Annotated in this window: 14 protein-coding genes and 2 pseudogenes; 7 read left to right on the forward strand and 9 right to left on the reverse strand. The window is 46.0% G+C overall.

The window, feature by feature from the left end; translation table 11 throughout:
- Positions 1–267: 267 nt before the first annotated feature.
- Entirely contained in the window at positions 268–1,122 is an 855-nt protein-coding gene (locus ACCI51_RS06145; RefSeq protein ID WP_299587725.1) for a DUF3014 domain-containing protein, read from the reverse strand.
- A 263-nt stretch (positions 1,123–1,385) separates the two neighbouring features.
- On the opposite strand from ACCI51_RS06145, the gene ACCI51_RS06150 reads away from it, so the two are divergent.
- The gene (locus ACCI51_RS06150; protein ID WP_371842965.1) at positions 1,386–3,050 is read left to right on the forward strand and encodes an alpha-amylase family glycosyl hydrolase; all 1,665 of its coding nucleotides are present in this window, start codon (positions 1,386–1,388) and stop codon (positions 3,048–3,050) included.
- An 80-nt stretch (positions 3,051–3,130) separates the two neighbouring features.
- Here the strand turns inward: ACCI51_RS06150 and ACCI51_RS06155 are convergent, their stop codons facing one another.
- Positions 3,131–3,973: a universal stress protein gene (locus tag ACCI51_RS06155; protein ID WP_299587730.1), complete on the reverse strand. Its 843-nt coding sequence runs from the start codon at positions 3,971–3,973 to the stop codon at positions 3,131–3,133.
- 513 nt (positions 3,974–4,486) lie between these two features.
- A pseudogene (locus tag ACCI51_RS06160) lies at positions 4,487–5,415 on the reverse strand (IS1595 family transposase).
- 492 nt (positions 5,416–5,907) lie between these two features.
- On the opposite strand from ACCI51_RS06160, the gene ACCI51_RS06165 reads away from it, so the two are divergent.
- From ACCI51_RS06165 to ACCI51_RS06185, 5 genes and pseudogenes are all read left to right on the forward strand, one after another.
- Positions 5,908–6,753, forward strand: a complete 846-nt coding sequence (locus ACCI51_RS06165) for a MerR family transcriptional regulator (RefSeq protein WP_371842966.1) — start codon at positions 5,908–5,910, stop codon at positions 6,751–6,753.
- A gap of 154 nt (positions 6,754–6,907) precedes the next feature.
- Positions 6,908–7,096: an SRPBCC family protein gene (locus ACCI51_RS06170; protein ID WP_371842967.1), complete on the forward strand. Its 189-nt coding sequence runs from the start codon at positions 6,908–6,910 to the stop codon at positions 7,094–7,096.
- Between the two features lie 53 nt (positions 7,097–7,149).
- The gene (locus ACCI51_RS06175; RefSeq protein ID WP_371842968.1) at positions 7,150–7,404 is read left to right on the forward strand and encodes a hypothetical protein; all 255 of its coding nucleotides are present in this window, start codon (positions 7,150–7,152) and stop codon (positions 7,402–7,404) included.
- 129 nt (positions 7,405–7,533) lie between these two features.
- Positions 7,534–8,532 carry a hypothetical protein gene (locus ACCI51_RS06180; RefSeq protein WP_371842969.1) on the forward strand — a complete coding sequence of 333 codons (999 nt, stop codon included), beginning with the start codon at positions 7,534–7,536 and terminating at the stop codon, positions 8,530–8,532.
- A 134-nt stretch (positions 8,533–8,666) separates the two neighbouring features.
- Positions 8,667–9,781, forward strand: a pseudogene (locus ACCI51_RS06185) (ISAs1 family transposase).
- Between the two features lie 375 nt (positions 9,782–10,156).
- Here the strand turns inward: ACCI51_RS06185 and ACCI51_RS06190 are convergent.
- The 3 genes from ACCI51_RS06190 to ACCI51_RS06200 all read right to left on the reverse strand — a co-directional run bounded on the left by ACCI51_RS06190 (position 10,157) and on the right by ACCI51_RS06200 (position 12,169).
- Positions 10,157–10,489 carry an immunity protein Imm33 domain-containing protein gene (locus ACCI51_RS06190; RefSeq protein WP_371842970.1) on the reverse strand — a complete coding sequence of 111 codons (333 nt, stop codon included), beginning with the start codon at positions 10,487–10,489 and terminating at the stop codon, positions 10,157–10,159.
- 816 nt (positions 10,490–11,305) lie between these two features.
- Positions 11,306–11,542: a hypothetical protein gene (locus ACCI51_RS06195; RefSeq protein WP_371842971.1), complete on the reverse strand. Its 237-nt coding sequence runs from the start codon at positions 11,540–11,542 to the stop codon at positions 11,306–11,308.
- A gap of 93 nt (positions 11,543–11,635) precedes the next feature.
- Complete coding sequence (locus ACCI51_RS06200; RefSeq protein WP_371842972.1) at positions 11,636–12,169, reverse strand: AbiU2 domain-containing protein; 534 nt, start codon at positions 12,167–12,169, stop codon at positions 11,636–11,638.
- 304 nt (positions 12,170–12,473) lie between these two features.
- Here ACCI51_RS06200 and ACCI51_RS06205 point away from each other — a divergent pair, with 304 nt between their 5' ends.
- A complete protein-coding gene (locus ACCI51_RS06205) occupies positions 12,474–13,415 on the forward strand; it encodes an IS110 family RNA-guided transposase (RefSeq protein WP_371842973.1) in 942 nt (313 codons plus the stop codon).
- A 21-nt stretch (positions 13,416–13,436) separates the two neighbouring features.
- On the opposite strand, the gene ACCI51_RS06210 is transcribed toward ACCI51_RS06205, so the two are convergent.
- The 3 genes from ACCI51_RS06210 to ACCI51_RS06220 form a co-directional block, all read right to left on the reverse strand.
- Positions 13,437–14,489, reverse strand: coding sequence for a DUF4062 domain-containing protein (locus ACCI51_RS06210; RefSeq protein WP_371842974.1), 1,053 nt, complete (start codon positions 14,487–14,489; stop codon positions 13,437–13,439).
- 123 nt (positions 14,490–14,612) lie between these two features.
- On the reverse strand, positions 14,613–14,963 hold the full coding sequence (locus ACCI51_RS06215) for a hypothetical protein (RefSeq protein WP_371842975.1): 351 nt from the start codon (positions 14,961–14,963) through the stop codon (positions 14,613–14,615).
- Between the two features lie 60 nt (positions 14,964–15,023).
- Positions 15,024–15,380 (reverse strand): hypothetical protein, encoded by a 357-nt coding sequence (locus ACCI51_RS06220; RefSeq protein WP_371842976.1) that lies wholly within the window; start codon positions 15,378–15,380, stop codon positions 15,024–15,026.
- Between the last annotated feature and the right edge of the window lie 161 nt (positions 15,381–15,541).

Consider the following 15,541-nt stretch of genomic DNA (forward strand, 5'->3'; position numbering starts at 1 on the left):
GGCAGGGGATTACCGGTTGGGACCGGCAGATCGATAGCTCCTCCTGAACTTCTCGATAGTCGCCCGAACATCCTGGCGCAGCGCCGAGCGGTTGTTGGCTGCAGGCACACCTTTAAGCGGCTGTTATCGCAGCAATATACCTGAACAAAGGGGGAGATAATATTGGGTTGGCCGAGGGTAATGGCTGAATGTGGATAAAAAGGCGTGCTTAGGACAGTGCCCCTCCAAGGCTGTTTGTCTCGGGAGGGGCGCTTGTCGGGTCAGGTTCTACTGGGACTGCTGGGGTTGCTGTACCGGCATGGCTTCCAGCTTTTCCTTCAGCTCTTTGAGCTTTTCCTTTACCCGTGTGGCGTTGTCTGGGCCCATGCGAATCATCAGCTTCTGCACGCCGGGCAGCTTCTCCAGTTTGGGGTCGGCAAATTTATAGTATACGGATGGGCGCACCAGTTTGATGGGACCCTCGACTTCCGGGGCCGCGAGTACTTTGTCGATCGCCTCAAGCACCACTTGGTGGAAGGTTTTATTGCGAATACCCAGTTCGCTGTAGGCCTGTGCCAGGCGTGGATACCAATACTGGTAGAGACCCACGGCGGTATCGGTATTCATCAGGGCGAACAGACGCACCGGCTGGTCGTAGCGACGGTAATTGTCCGGTGACAACTGATAGCCCTCTATGGAGGAACCGCTGACAACAATCGGGCCGCGGATGGTCTTCAGCGGGCGATGCTTATGGATGAGATCCCCACGAGAGCCAGAATTGGCTGCGGCCACCCACTTGCGAATGACTTCGTCAGTTACCAGCCAGCGTGACAGCGCGTTGTCCGGAGCGAGGCTTTCCAGATCGTCGTAAGCGGCCTTATCGCTCTCATTCAGTGGGGGTGGGGGCTCCCTGCCGGGCTCTTCCACCGGCGCAGGTTCCTGAGGTTCTGGGGCGGCAGCCTGTTCTTCAGGTTGCTCGAGTGTTCCGGGCTCAGAGGTGGTCTGGGGCTCCTCAATGACTTTAATTGAGGGAACTTCGTTCTTCTTATCATCACTGGTCCACAGCCAATAGGCTGCTGCAGCGACAACGATCACCACAATAATCCCGATGATCCACCCATGCCTAGACTGATGTTCCGACATTCCCTGCCTCCTTTTGCTGCTATCAGAATGTGACGCTTGGACCACGGCAAAGCGCTTCGGTTTCTCCGCGGTGTCTGAGTTTTACCTTACTCTCCATGAGGGCCGGTCGCAAAGCGGATTTGCCTTGGCCTTGAGCCGTTGCGAAAATTGAGGCCGTCAGAGTTTGAAGACTGGCTACGCCCCCGCCTGGGAGGATGTGTGAATCCCACGGCCAATTAGAGTTGGCTGGTAAAAATATGCGCGGCGAGATAAGAGAGAAAACAATGGTTAGATGCACCAGCTTACTGATTGGTCTATTTCTTGGGGTAGTGCAGATGCTGGGGGGCGTGCACACAGCACAGGCCGCTATGCCGGTTGATCCCTTTTGGCGCAACGCCACCATCTACTTTATGTTGCCGGACCGCTTTTATAATGGCGATAGGGGCAATGACTTCCCCTACGGGCGCAAGGATGACGCGGCATACCTGCGCGGCTTTGCCGGTGGTGACCTGCGCGGGATAATTGAAAAGATCGAGGCCGGTTATTTTAATGAGTTGGGGGTAGATGCTATCTGGATGTCCCCGGTCATCGAGAATATTCACGGTTACAATGAGTCCGACAAGCGCACCTATGCCTTCCACGGCTACTGGCCCAAGGACTGGACCGCGGTGGATGCCAACTTTGGCACCGAGACCGAGTTGGCAGAGCTGATAGAGGCCGCGCACAAGCGCGGTATTCGTGTGTTACTCGATGTGATTCTCAATCACACCGGCCCAATAACCGCAAAGGACCCAGAGTGGCCCGCCAGCTGGTTGCGCAAAGGCGCGCAGTGCGATTGGTCTGATTACGCTGGCAATGTGGAGTGCGCGATCCACGCCAATCTCACCGATATCCTCACCGAAAGCGATGAGCCCGTAGACCTGCCGCCACAGCTTGTGGATAAGTGGAAACGCGAGGGGCGCCTGGGGCAGGAGCAACGCGAGCTGGATGCATTTTTTACACGTACCGGCTATCCGCGCGCGCCCAAATATTATCTGGTTAAGTGGCTGACCGACTGGGTGCGGGAGTACGGAGTAGATGGCTTCCGTGTCGACACGGTAAAACATGTCGAGCCCGAAGCCTGGGCAATCCTGAAAAAAGAGGCAGGCCTGGCTCTGGCCGAATGGAAAGCGAAAAATCCACAGAAGAAACTGGATGACCGGGATTTCTTTATGCTGGGTGAGGTTTACCATTTTGGTGTAAATAATTATGGCCCCACCGTTGGTCGTGTTTACGATTACAGTGATCAACAAGTGGATTTCTACCAGTACGGTTTCGACAGCCTGATCAACTTTGATTTTGCCCAGGTGGCCAGCCAGCCCGCCGAAAATATCTTCTCCAGCTATTCCGCTGCACTTAACGATGGCGAGTTAAAGGGTTTGGGGGTGCTCAACTATCTGGGCTCCCACGACGACCACCACTCCTTCGACCGCGAGCGCAAACAGACCCGCAATGCTGCCAGTAAATTGATGCTGGCACCGGGCGCGGTGCAGATTTATTACGGCGATGAACTTGCGCGCCCCATGACCGATGCCCGAGCCCATGGCGACGCGGCCATGCGCAGCCCCATGAACTGGGGCGACCTAAAAAAATATGAAACCCGCGCACTGCTCACCCATTGGCAGAAGCTCGGCCAATTCCGCCGCGCGCACCCCGCCGTGGGCGCCGGTGTACACAAGAAACTCGCCGATAAGCCCTACACCTTTGCCCGCACTCTAGCGGGGGAGCCGCCGGTGGTGGTGGCAATGGACCTGCCCAGCGGGGAGAAGCGCATTTCTGTAAAAGGCGTGTTTGCCGATGGTGCGGTGTTAACAGATTACTATTCTGGTGAGCGTGTAAAAGTCGAGGGCGGCAATGTTACTTTTAATACCAAAGGGGATCTGTTGCTGCTTTCAGCTAAGTCAAAATAGCCCCAGTTTTTAACAGACCCAGGAAAGAAAAAGCCCGACAAATTATTGTCGGGCTTTTTTGTGGCGCTTTCGACGAGCTATTACACGTCGGTGTTGGTGAACTGGTTACACACCATCACATCCACGTCCAATTGGCCGATCACCCGCTCGGCGGTATTACCACGTAGTAGCGAACCGGTTTCACCGAACTGGTTGAGTGTGCCCATTACCACCAAATCCGCATCAATTTCCTTTGCCACGGTTTCCACTACATCGCTGGTATAGCCCTGCTTCACGTGAATGCGGTGGGTGGGCACACCGGTCTTATCAGCGAGCTTGGCCAGGGCGCCCCGATCCGGATAGCGCATGGAATCCAGGAAGGCATTCACCAGGTGCAGCTCGGCACCATAATGGCCGGCGATATAGGTGGCGCGCTCGCTGATCTGCCGATTTAGCTGGCGCTGTTCCAGGGTCTTCGCCTGGTAGTTCACCGTAGCCAGAACTACTTTACGCGCCGCCTTGGCGCCGGGGCGAATCAACACCACGGGGCAGCGTGCGGTTTTCAAAACCCGCCACTTGGATTCCGCGAAGGTAAAGCGGCGGGTGGATTTCTTGTGCACCGGTAGGTAGATCATTTCCGCATTGCAGCGCTTGGCCTCCTGTACGATGGCTGCCTGCCAGTCACTGGACCAACACACAGTTATCTCACAAGTGAGGCCGGCGGCGGAAATGGGGTCGCGAATCTGCTCGCGGAACCAGGATTCATCGCGGAAGAGGTGGTCGTTCACTGCGCGGGTATCCACAGCCTCTCCGTTCACCGCGACAAACACAGCCAGACGCGGCTGCGGGTTGCGCCCGCGAGAAGTGCTCATTGCCCGCTCTAGGGCCACATGCTTGTCATCGTTGGGGTCCACGACCACGAATACGGTATTTTGCTGCTCCATCTTTCCTCCAGAACAATGGCTTTTTCCGGTCTCTGCCTTGTGCAGTTGACTCTTGGGTCTACGTTATCATGGGGCGTCTCTGACGCGGAGCATTTACCGCTTTAATGCGTTGAAAAGCGTGCCACTGAGACCTTGCCGCGGGCGTATGATGAAGTAATGAGGAGAATTCGTATTGAGCCAGATCAAATGGGTGATCCAGCACGAGAGGCATTGGGCAATGGAGGTAAATTTACAGTCGTTTTTTCGGGTATTGTATTGCCTTCATTTAATCACTCTCAATATCGCCAAGTGTGTCGGTAGTTGTGGGAATCCAGGCATTAAGTCAAAGTCGGCAATTATCATTCCAGAATGTTGAAGCGCGCTTTCTTCCTGTGCATGTTCGTTCAGGAAATCAAACCCCGGAAATACCATTTCGGTCTTCTGCTTGATAAGAGGAAGTGAAGCTTCTTGCCTACTTTTCGCTCTACTGGCTTTGACTACAACCAGTAGTTCATAAGTTTTCCTAATTACCACCTACGCTAAGCTAATTTTCAGCAATCTTTCTGGCATCGGTGGTGTCCGAAGTGAGATAAAGACAAGTCGGGGAATAAGTGCTGACAAATCAAATCTCCGATTAAATCGGTATTGGAATTCAGCCAAATAACGCTTTGCATACTTCGGCCTAATTGCATGATAGGTGCTACGTAGTGCACTCTTTAAATTACCGAGAACCGTATTCACCCAATAAAATTCAGGCTCCTCAACGGAACTCCGACCTCCACCAAAAACGATCTTGTCATATGCACATCCGGCAGCTGTAACGGCATTGAAGCACGCAAGACCGTCAGGGATCACTGTGCTGCCGTTACAGAGATGTTTTTTGCTCCAGGCAGAAATCTCACTGCTCCTGAACCCCTTGACAATACGTGTTGGCCGCCCTTTCTTGGTGGTTCCAACCGCAGCCACAAAGGGCGTTTTACCCTTAGCTCCACGCCCAGGCTTGCATCCTGTAGGCTCTCCCCCGAGATAGGCAGCATCCAGCTCAACGAAGCCAGACAGCTTGTATTGGTTGTCTCGCTCCATATCACCTGCATGAGCTTGTGCTTCATACGCCAGGTCGCGTTGTATGAGATACACAAATGACGTGACAACTCCATACAAGAGATGTCTTTCTTATCCTGGATGATGAGAAAAATCCCAAGAAGCCAAGTAGTAAGGGGCAACTTGGTGGAATCAAAGATCGTACGGGCAGTGATCGATGTCTGACGCCGACATCGATTACATTGCTTGAGCTTTCGGTGAGATAGATCACAATGCTTGTGATGCCCACAGTGAGGACAAGAAAATTCGTTTGGTCAACGCCACTGGCAGAGAGCATCGAAACACTGCTCTTCGGTGCCATATTCGTGGAGGAATTGAGTCAAGCTAATGCCTTTCTGGAACTGCACCTTATTACGGGTCATGATCTATTCCCTTTTGAATCAACTAGACAACTGTATTTATATACAAGTGATTTTGACTTGGTAAGGGTGTTAATTAGGTAATATAAAGGTATCTGGTGTGAGTGCGAATCAGTTTTTTCTTTGGTAATTTTATAACACCGAAATAATTCTCCCTTAAGTATTTCAAGTTCATTTGAACGTGAGAGTTTTTTAATCCCGCTTTGTATTAAATTGTATTTAACCCAGTATTAAAAGCTAACAAAACGGTAGTAGATCGAATTCAGGTTGCGTGTTTTTACCCTATCTATCCGAAGCCCATTGGACAAGGGGAAAAAATCGAAACCGGGTAGTCAATTTTTCGGGTTAAATACCAATAAGATATATGAAGGACAACCTCAATGAAAAAATTGTTATATAAAATTTATGCTTTCCCAAATTTTTTCAGTTGACTCTCAAGTAGCTTGAGAGTCCATACTTCAAATCATACGCGGAAGGATGAACAGAGGCGAATCTATGTTTAGGATTGGTGAGTTTTCAAAAATAGCCCAAACCGCTGTTTCACAACTGCGATATTACGATCAAATCGGCCTGTTTCAACCTGTCCATACCGATGGGTCCACAGGCTATCGATACTACAGCACCGCCCAGTTACCGGAATTAAACCGCATTATTGCTCTGAAAGAACTGGGTATCTCGCTCGAACAAATCAAAGTGATGGTTCTTAAGGACGTCTCGGTGCAAGAAATTCAAGGTATGTTACTGCTCAGAAAGGCGGAGATAGAACAAACAGTACAGGAGCAAATCAATAGGCTGAAGATTATCGAAGCGCGTCTCAAAGAAGTTGAGAATTCTGAGTGCTTGAACACCGATGAAATAATCCTAAAAAGTATCGCTGAGCAGCTATTTTATTCCGTTCGAAAGGTTATGCCTAATCTATTCGACACTATCCACTTGGTGACAGAGCTGAGAGAGTATGTACCTGCCATGACCGAAAAAGATCAACTCGGTCCTCTTACGATCATTCTTCACGGGGATGCTTTTAGTATTGAGAATGTAGATATCGAAGTAGGATTTACGGTTAAGAACGAAGTTGATAGTCCTCTATTGCTGCCAGGAGGGGGTGAAGTTAAAGGAAGAACTTTACAGTCAGAAGAGAGTGTTATCTCTACTATCCGAGTAGGCGCCTTTGAAAATGGGTACGAGAAATATGCCCAGCTTGGCAGGTGGATAGAGAATAGTGACTTTCAAATATCAGGGCCAGCAAAAGAGATATTTCTGAAACCACCATCTCAAGGCAATCCTGAAGATTGTGTTTGTGAAATTCAGTTTCCAGTGACTAGGCCGACCACTCTTATCTAAAATTCTAAACTCAGAGCTAGTAGCTATTAAGATAATAAAGAAATAGAGAATATTTATTTTTTAAGGAGTATATCTTTAAGGTTCTGGGAGTCTTACGTCCAGAAAACAGCAATATGTTCTGCTATTAATCACTAAGTAATTCATGAGGATGAAAATGAAAGTTGTCAATCAAATTACCATCAATGCTCCGATTAATAAAGTTTGGGCAATATTATCTAAAGATTTTAGCGAGGTTAGTAGTTGGACCAGTGCGGTGGCCACATCCACTGAGAATCCTGACTTGCCCAAGGGGGGGGGCGAAAGTGTGAACTACCTGATGGAGCCATTGCCAGTGAAACACTAATAAATGTTGATGGTGACCAGTATACTTTTTCTTACGATGTGAAACTATCTAGTATGCCATTTTTTGTTAAATCTATGATGAACACCTGGCGGATTGAACCGAATGGTAAAGGCCAGCCGCAAGTTACCTTTGAAATCGGCGTATCTTTGCTGCCCATATTTGCGCAAATCATGGGTCCTTTAATGAAGAAACAGTTCAACAAGCTTGCCAGCATAATACTTGACGAACTCAAATATTTCTCAGAAACAGGTCGGGTTCATCCACGTAAAGAGAAACAAATAAAGACAAATATGGTCAAAGCGTCTTAGCAGAAAACTAAAAATGCCAGTCAATGATGTTTTAGGGGCTAACCAGATCTAGCCTCTTTCTGACATGCCATTTAAAAACAATGGCAGATTTAATCGGCAGTATATTTAATTAGATTGCAAGGTATGCCAATGTCGTTCTTGATGGATCTAAATAGCGGGGAAAAAGCAATTGCAGGTGCTCCAAGACTCACTATAAATAACAGCAAACGTAGTTACGTTCCGCAGCACTTCTTACAGTATGCACACACAAAAGAAACGGTAGAAGAGTTGGTGTTGGATATTCGCTTTGATGAAAAATTTCCAGTATTTGTCTGTGAAGACAATTCTGGAGTGTATATTCAAGTCGGCATTATCGGATACGACAATTATACCCCGCTACTAAAGCAATCTTCAAAAAAAATTGTTTATGGCAGAAAGTGGCGGGTAGAGCCATACTTGCCGACTTCTGAAATCATTCAAACTGTGTTTTTAGCACTACAGAAGGCCCGTGAACATGAAGTGCGAGAATTATTTAAGCTGTCCCATCGACCTATGACTAGCACTCCTTTCAATACTCATCATGATCTACCCTTAATGGTAGAGCTTGCTGAAGAACTGATGATGTCAATAGCCAACACAGGTGCCAGTAAGATTAAATGGGTTGATCATTGGTTTGATGATTTATCCTACGATGCTGCAAGATTTACTAATGCAAAAGTAAACCCCCTTAGGAATGGTGGATACTTAATCGAGGTGTCTATAGATAAGGCTCCTAGGAGTCGGCTACCGGAGCTAGACAATGGAGATGTAGCGTTCGTAGTTTCTGACTTGAGCCGTAATACGATTTATCATTGTTTAATGGAGGCACTGGTGAATTTGAGCAATCGTCACGTTGCTGAAAAATTCACCTATAAAGGATTTGCTCGCTTTAGTGTCAATGTTGACATCATAGCAACTGGAAAACTCTCTTTAACCAGTCGAAATACATCCAAAATTAAAACTGACACAGAATTCCTAAATAAATTAGAAAAATTAAATGATGAAATAGATTCAAACCGAGTGCCGGTGATCTCAAAAGGAGAGTTGGGTATAAATATTATACGAAGATTATTGTCATTTATTCCTTTGCACGGTTTCTTACCAAAATAATTTCAATAATTACCTTTGATCATTATTGAAGTAGAAATTATCGCCAGGGCTGTCCCACATAAATCGGTGCAAAAATGAACAAAATAGATTTAGAATAGCCATCTTTTTGATAAGTAGAGTGTTTTTTAGACAAGATTGATAGCGTTAGCCTTTTACACCACTTTGACGACATGGAAGCTCCTCGGGTTGATCGGTACAAGCTGCATGCCCTACCCGATATTTTACTTATCATGTTTTGCGGTGTCATTTGTGGTGCGGAAAGCTGTAGAGATTTTGTTGATTTCACAGAATCGAAAAAAGATTCACACCGCTAAATAACGGTATACCCTCAAAAAACACGTTTAGCCAGGTTATTTCAAGCTTAGACCCCGAGCAATTTAAGCGCTGTTTTCTTCAGTGGGTTCAAGGTATCCAGCAAGAACTGGGTAACGTGATTGCGATTGATGGAAAGATGTTAAGGCGCAGCTTCGATCAGGCTAACAAACGATCTCCTATACATATGGTGAGCGCTTTTGCGTCCAAAGCTCGGCTTGTTCTTGCACAGCAAAAGGTAGAAGAAAAGTTGAATGAGATTACGGCCATACCGAAGTTACTGGAGGCCCTCGATCTCAATGGTGCGATTATTACGATTGACGCCATGGGTTGCTAGAAAGCGATCACCCAGAAGATTATAGAACGAGGAGGCGATTACGTAATCGCCGTGAAGGGCAACCAGGACAAGCTGTACCGACAAATTACTGCATATTTTAATAATATATTCGATATGCAGCATCACAAGCACGTCGACACTGATTGTGTAGAAGAGGTGATCCGAGGGCGAATAGAATCCAGAAAATGTCTCTCTACTAGCAGTATTGAATGGCTTGAAGGTAAAGATCAATGGCACGGCCTAAAAAGCGTTATCGCAGTCCAGGCGAAGCGACTTGTAGCTGGGTGCTCCAGCTGTGAAACACGCTACTATATAAGTAGTTTAGAAGCACACTCAACAGAACTAAATCATATTATTCGATCTCACTGGGGTATTGAAAACTCGCTGCACTGGATTTTAGATGTGGTTTTTCGTGAGGATGATAGTCGCTTTAGGTTGGGTAACGCAGCCGAGAACATGGCGATCTTGAGGCATTCGGCACTAAATCAGTTGCAAGTGGCAAAGCCCAATTTTAAAAAAGATATGAGCATTAAAAGGCTTCGAAAAAAGGCTGGCTGGGATAGCGAGACTATAGACAAGATAATTACAGCCACGATTTAGGATAATTTATATGGGACAGCCCTGCTATCGAGGGGTAGACAAAATGGTGGGACACAGCGGCGCCTCGGTCAGCAATGATCAAGGTGATTAAACAGAAGTCAGCCGACGGCATAGTAGCCAAATGCCAAGATTAATACCTTGGACAGGGTGAAGGCCTGAACCTGAAATCCACGAGTTAAAAGACAGGGCTAGCCTACCGATATGTTTCCAGTCGGATAAGTTGAGGTAGCGCACTGCCATGACACTCAACTCAAATGAAGAGCTGCTCGACGCTATCGTTGGGTAGAGATTCATTACGGATAGGGAACCACCCATTGCGGACCCGCACGATGGGTGGTGTGGGGGCCGGTAGCTAAAAACTACCGGCTACCCGATTTACATGCTGGTGAGCTGTGGATCATGCCAAACATCCACATACTCTCCAGCTATTAAAAATCTGTAACCTGGCGGCAATGCAAGATATTGCTCCACTTCAGGTAAATATTCTGAGATATGGCTAACGTGCAATGGCTTGAAAAAATCTGCATCTTGAGACAATTCTTCGCCGCACCAAATATACCAACCACATGTTCCGTTTTCTGGATTATGTCGCAAGCCATTGATTGGAGCCTTGCCAATGGTTTCGATAGCAATACCTAGCTTCTCTTTACCCATACAAGGAAAAGTTAGAGTATTGAACCTTTTACATACTTCCTCTTGACTAGACATAATTTTTCCTAAGGCATGTAACGCTCGCAGCACGGGCCGGAGGTGCGAAGCACCGGAGGTCCAGCAAATGCAACGCATTTGCGAGCGTACCTGCGCTTGGTACGCCCAGCATGGGCGTGAATTAATGGGGTGAGAGTCCCCTGTAGGAGGATCACCATTTAATGGGTTCCATTAAATGCTAACTACTAGCGAATGGCAACTGCAATACCGCGAGGTCTTGTGGGGAGGAAGCCGCTAGCAAAACTACGAGCTGACGAACAGAAACATCCTATAAGGCTTAGCCTGGAGGCGAGGTGGCCAAGGACACCGAAGCCATGTGATCTAACGGGTAGAGTAAATGATGCAGTTGTGTAGTGAAAGTTCACGTTCTTATCTGGGGAGATCTGTTTAGCTTGCTGCTGTGAAATTGTCAGCGTGGCCGCTGACTCATAAGTAGGCCCAACCCGCTAGCCACCATCGCGGGGTAAACAAAAATGGTGGGACACAGCAGCGCCTCGGTCAGTAATGGTCAAGGTGATTAAACAGAAGTCAGTCGACGGCATAGTAGCCAAATGCCAAGATTAATACCTTGGACAGGGTGAAGGCCTGAACCTAAAATCCACGAGTTAAAAGACAGGGCTAGCCTACCGATATGTTTCCAGTCGGATAAGTTGAGGTAGCGCACTGCCATGACACTCAACTCAAATGAAGAGCTGCTCGACGCTATCGTTGGGTAGAGATTCATTACGGATTGGGAACCGCCCATTGCGGACCCGCACGATGGGTGGTGTGGGGGCCGGTAGCTAGAAACTACCGGCTACCCGATTTAAATGCATGTTACTCCCAGCCTAGCTCGGAATATGTTTTTTTATCTTCTTCGGGGTAATCACTGTTGTACTCTCCCCAGCCCATGTACTCATAGTACTTTGTCATAGCTTCAAAATATGATGAAGCCTCACAGTTCCATGTAAGTTTGGCCCCAGGCTCAAGCAAACTACGTGCACTGTCACCATGAGGGCCAGCGGGACAAAAAGTCTGCTCGTTTTCATTTTCTATCCAGAGTTCGTGCTTCATAATTCTTGTTGGCATTTAACGATTGAGTTGTGGGGCCGCCGAGCGAAGCGAGGGAGCTAACGCGCAGCGTTAGCGGTCCCTACCAACGACTTGTTATATTTCACAGAGTTTTTGAACCAACTTACTCCCTTTGCCCTCATACTTTTCATTAATCATCACAGGCAGACTATTTTTACCTAACTCAAGTTTAATGCCGATAATTAGCTTTTGTGATGTTTCAAGAAGAGAGATAAGTATCTCTGAATCAATACTGTGTTTTATAATTTTACCATTAAATGGATAAACTTCTCTGCTGTTATGAGCTACTTTTGAGTTCCGGTAATCTTTGAGATCAAGCTTTTCGAAAAGCTCTCCTGTTTGTAACTTCAACTCTTCCAATGAATCAGTAAGAACCTCTTTGTATTTTGACACAAGAGAGTACTGAGAAAGCTGTTCTTTCCCCTCATACAGCCTTGAGAGTGAAATCAAAATTTCATCGTGCATTGACCGTTGGATAATTGCGAAAACTTCACTTGCTGTATTTGTCAAAGTTTCGACAGAGTGTTTGTCAATGAAAAGCTCTAAATAAGTTTGAACAACTCTCCTGATTCGTGTCGTTTCATATACAAACCAATCTAAATCAGACATCTCAGACTCCGATTACTGAAGAAATATAACGCCTCAAGAAGAGGCGCGCGCTTTTTGCACGTCCTTCTTGCTTGACTTGTATGGTTGTTCTTGTCCGATTCTGATGTTGAAAATCCTTTTCGCTAACGGGTAAATTGAGACCCACCTTCGGCGGCCACCGAAGGCCTTGTTTATCACAGTTCGCTGCCTGGCCGGTTCATAAAAGACCGATAACAAGTATGAACGTGATAAGCACTCACTAGGCATAACTCGAATAGTCATGTGGGCCGCGAGCCCGAATAGCAAGGCGGAGATAGCTTATCTTATGGAACCTCAAGAGATCAATGTCGGTATCGATACTAGCAGCAAACAGCTCGATATCTTTGTGAGACCAACTGGCCAATTCTTTAGTGTTACCAATGATAAGGATGGTATTAAGGACGCCATTAAACAACTGCAACCCCTTAAACCCAAAAGGGTACTTATCGAGTCCACCGGAAGGCTTGAACTGGAGTTTGTCTGTGCTGCCCATAAAGCGGGATTGCCGATAGTTGTTTGCAATCCTTCGCAGGTAAGAAACTTTGCAAAGTCAGCGGGACGACTCGCCAAAACTGACAAGCTGGATGCTGTCGACATTGCTCACTTTGGGGAGGCAATGAAGCCGAGGCTATCGTCGATAAAACCTGAAAAATTAAGGAATATCAGTGACTTACTGGTTGTAAGAAGCCAGTGCTTGGAGATGAGCACCATGCAAAAGAACCGCCTTAGGCGAATGCCTAAATCTGTACACAAACCCATTCAATCCATATTGAAAGCCATCAAAAAAGAGTTAGAAGTAATCGACAAACAGCTGGATAAACTCGTTAGCAGTATTTCCGAATGGCGACAAAAACGTGACCTATTGTTAAGTGCTAAAGGGGTCGGAAATGTATTGGCCTACACCCTGATGAGCGAACTACCTGAATTGGGAAAACTGAACCGAAAAGAGATTGCTGCACTCGTTGGTATCGCCCCAATGAACCGCGATAGCGGCAGCTTCCAGGGCAAGAGATATATTCGAGGCGGAAGGCATCGCGTACGCACAGTTCTGTTTGTTTCCATCATGTCAGCTATCCAGTGCCACCCTAAATTAAAGCCGATGTATAAGCGATTAGTCGACGCTGGCAAACCCAAAAAAGTGGCTCTCATTGCCTGTATGAGAAAGCAACTTACCATCCTGAATACCATGGTGAAAAATAACACCTACTGGGATGAAAATATGGCTTAAAAGCTTGACGAGGAACCATAGTCACTTGTTAAGGCTTTTTACATAAGCCATGATAATTTCCCGCTTATCTTCAATTGACAGCCTTATATATGAAGAGAACTTCTCCTCCATATTGCTAATCACCTGCAGTTCCGAATTGGTTAAATCTCCATCAATATCAGCAACCAGTCGCTTACTTGGTTTGTAACCTAAAGCATCAGTGGTACGACCATCTTTATCTTGGATATCATGAATATATGAGAAGCTCTCTAGGGAGAGGATAAAATCAACCCAACTTCCAGAGGCGAATGAGACTAGGCTTTCAACAGCAAAAGCTGGAATAAATTTATCGACCTCTATTTTATCCGAAATATAGTCAAAAAATTCTTTTGCACTACTTATATCTTCAATAGTACTAATTACATTATCTGCATGAGCTGTATCTACCTGTCTATAAATAGTTTTTACAAGCTCTTCAATTTTTCTGGAGGCGACTGTAAGGTTCGAGACCGCATCATTAGTACTCTTTAATTGAGAGCCAATATTTCTTTCGCTTAGAAAGCCAAAAAACATACCTGCGAGCTGCTTCCGAAGATAAACCTCAATGTCTTTAGCATATGTAAACCCAAAAAAACCATTGTTTGTATCAGAAAGCCTAACCTGATCGATAAAATTAAATATATTCTTTGCATGATCTTGGTTTTCAATAGACGGATAGGTTATTTCTTCCGCAAAATCTTTGCTCTTATTCTTCTGATAAAAGTTATGATCACTTAACACCCCTTCTTTAACAAAGGTAAAGACAGGTATTCCTAGCTCTTTTGCCGCTATGAATTCTGCATTGGTAATTGATTTATCAGGATCAATTTTATGTTTCCCACCAAATCGCCCACCAATGATCAGTATAAAGAGTTGGCAGTTAGATATTTCATTTATACACGATTCGTGTGTATGTAAATCTGGATGGTAGAAAACATCGCCTCTCTCACTAAGAGATGTTTCAAACCCAAAGCTTTCAGAGAAACTAACAAGTCTATCTCTTACTTCTGATAGGTCATAACATGTTGAACTGATGAACACTCTTGGTACTGCCATCTGTAATCCTTAATTGCTTATTCCGTGTGACCTTAACGCCTGGCGCACAGGCAAAGCGCGCAGTGCTTTGTCCAGCCACACGAAGTATGGCGATTGTGCCGCCACTAGTTAGGTGATCCTTGATCATAGCTCAGACATATCTAGATTCTTGGAAACATTAACACCTAGCTTGCTAAGCTCTTCAACCGACCATTTGTAGGTTTTAAGGGTGTCTTCCTTCGAAAAGGCTACATACATATTTTCGAAGGCTAACTCAGCCAAAATTTCTATGGCTTTAAAACCAATCGCGTCTTCATTTTCCCCACCTAAGTATGCAGATGTAAAAGCCTTATCAAAAAGATCGAGACGTTTCCTAGATGAATAATTAGGCATTTTCTTAAGTGCGCTCAATCGCTTTCTTTCGGGCTCAGTTGGATCAACCAAGGCAGCCTCAAGCTCTTTCGCCAAAATCGAAACGCTTTCACATACAGGCATAATCTCTCCTGTCACCTAACTCTCAAAGCAGCGGTGCGTAGCATCCGCTGCCTTTGCTTGTTATGGGTTGCCCCACTTGCTTAAAATATTGTCGAGCGCTTTAACAACCTTCTCGCGCTTAACGCCCTTATTTATACCCTTTGGCAACTTCGAGTACCATGGGTGCCAATAATGTTCTAAATCATGGCCTTCTTCTCGAGTAGAAGTGTGTACAGACTTTAAAAAGTATTCTTTGCATTCTTGTACTTGATAAGTGCTCGCAAACTGAAAAGTGAAATTACATACATCCGCAAAATAGACCCATTTTTCAATTAGATTATCTCTTGAAGCATCAACAGGAACACCACCCTCATTTTGAGTACTCATATAATCGATGTGCTTTTTTGGGTCTGCGATTTCTCGCCATACTCTACTCATTATTTTTTAACCCATAACGAAATAGATATGCGGAACCGTTAAGAAAGTTGGCAGTGCCTTTGCGTAAGCAAAGGGAATGACAATTTTTAGGTTTCCGCATCATCGGGTTGTTATTTGTTGCTCGTGGCACTGTGTACAAATTCACTACAAATATCTTTCTT

Origin of the sequence: Microbulbifer echini, assembly GCF_041447225.1 — a bacterium.
In the GTDB taxonomy this organism is placed as follows: domain Bacteria; phylum Pseudomonadota; class Gammaproteobacteria; order Pseudomonadales; family Cellvibrionaceae; genus Microbulbifer; species Microbulbifer echini.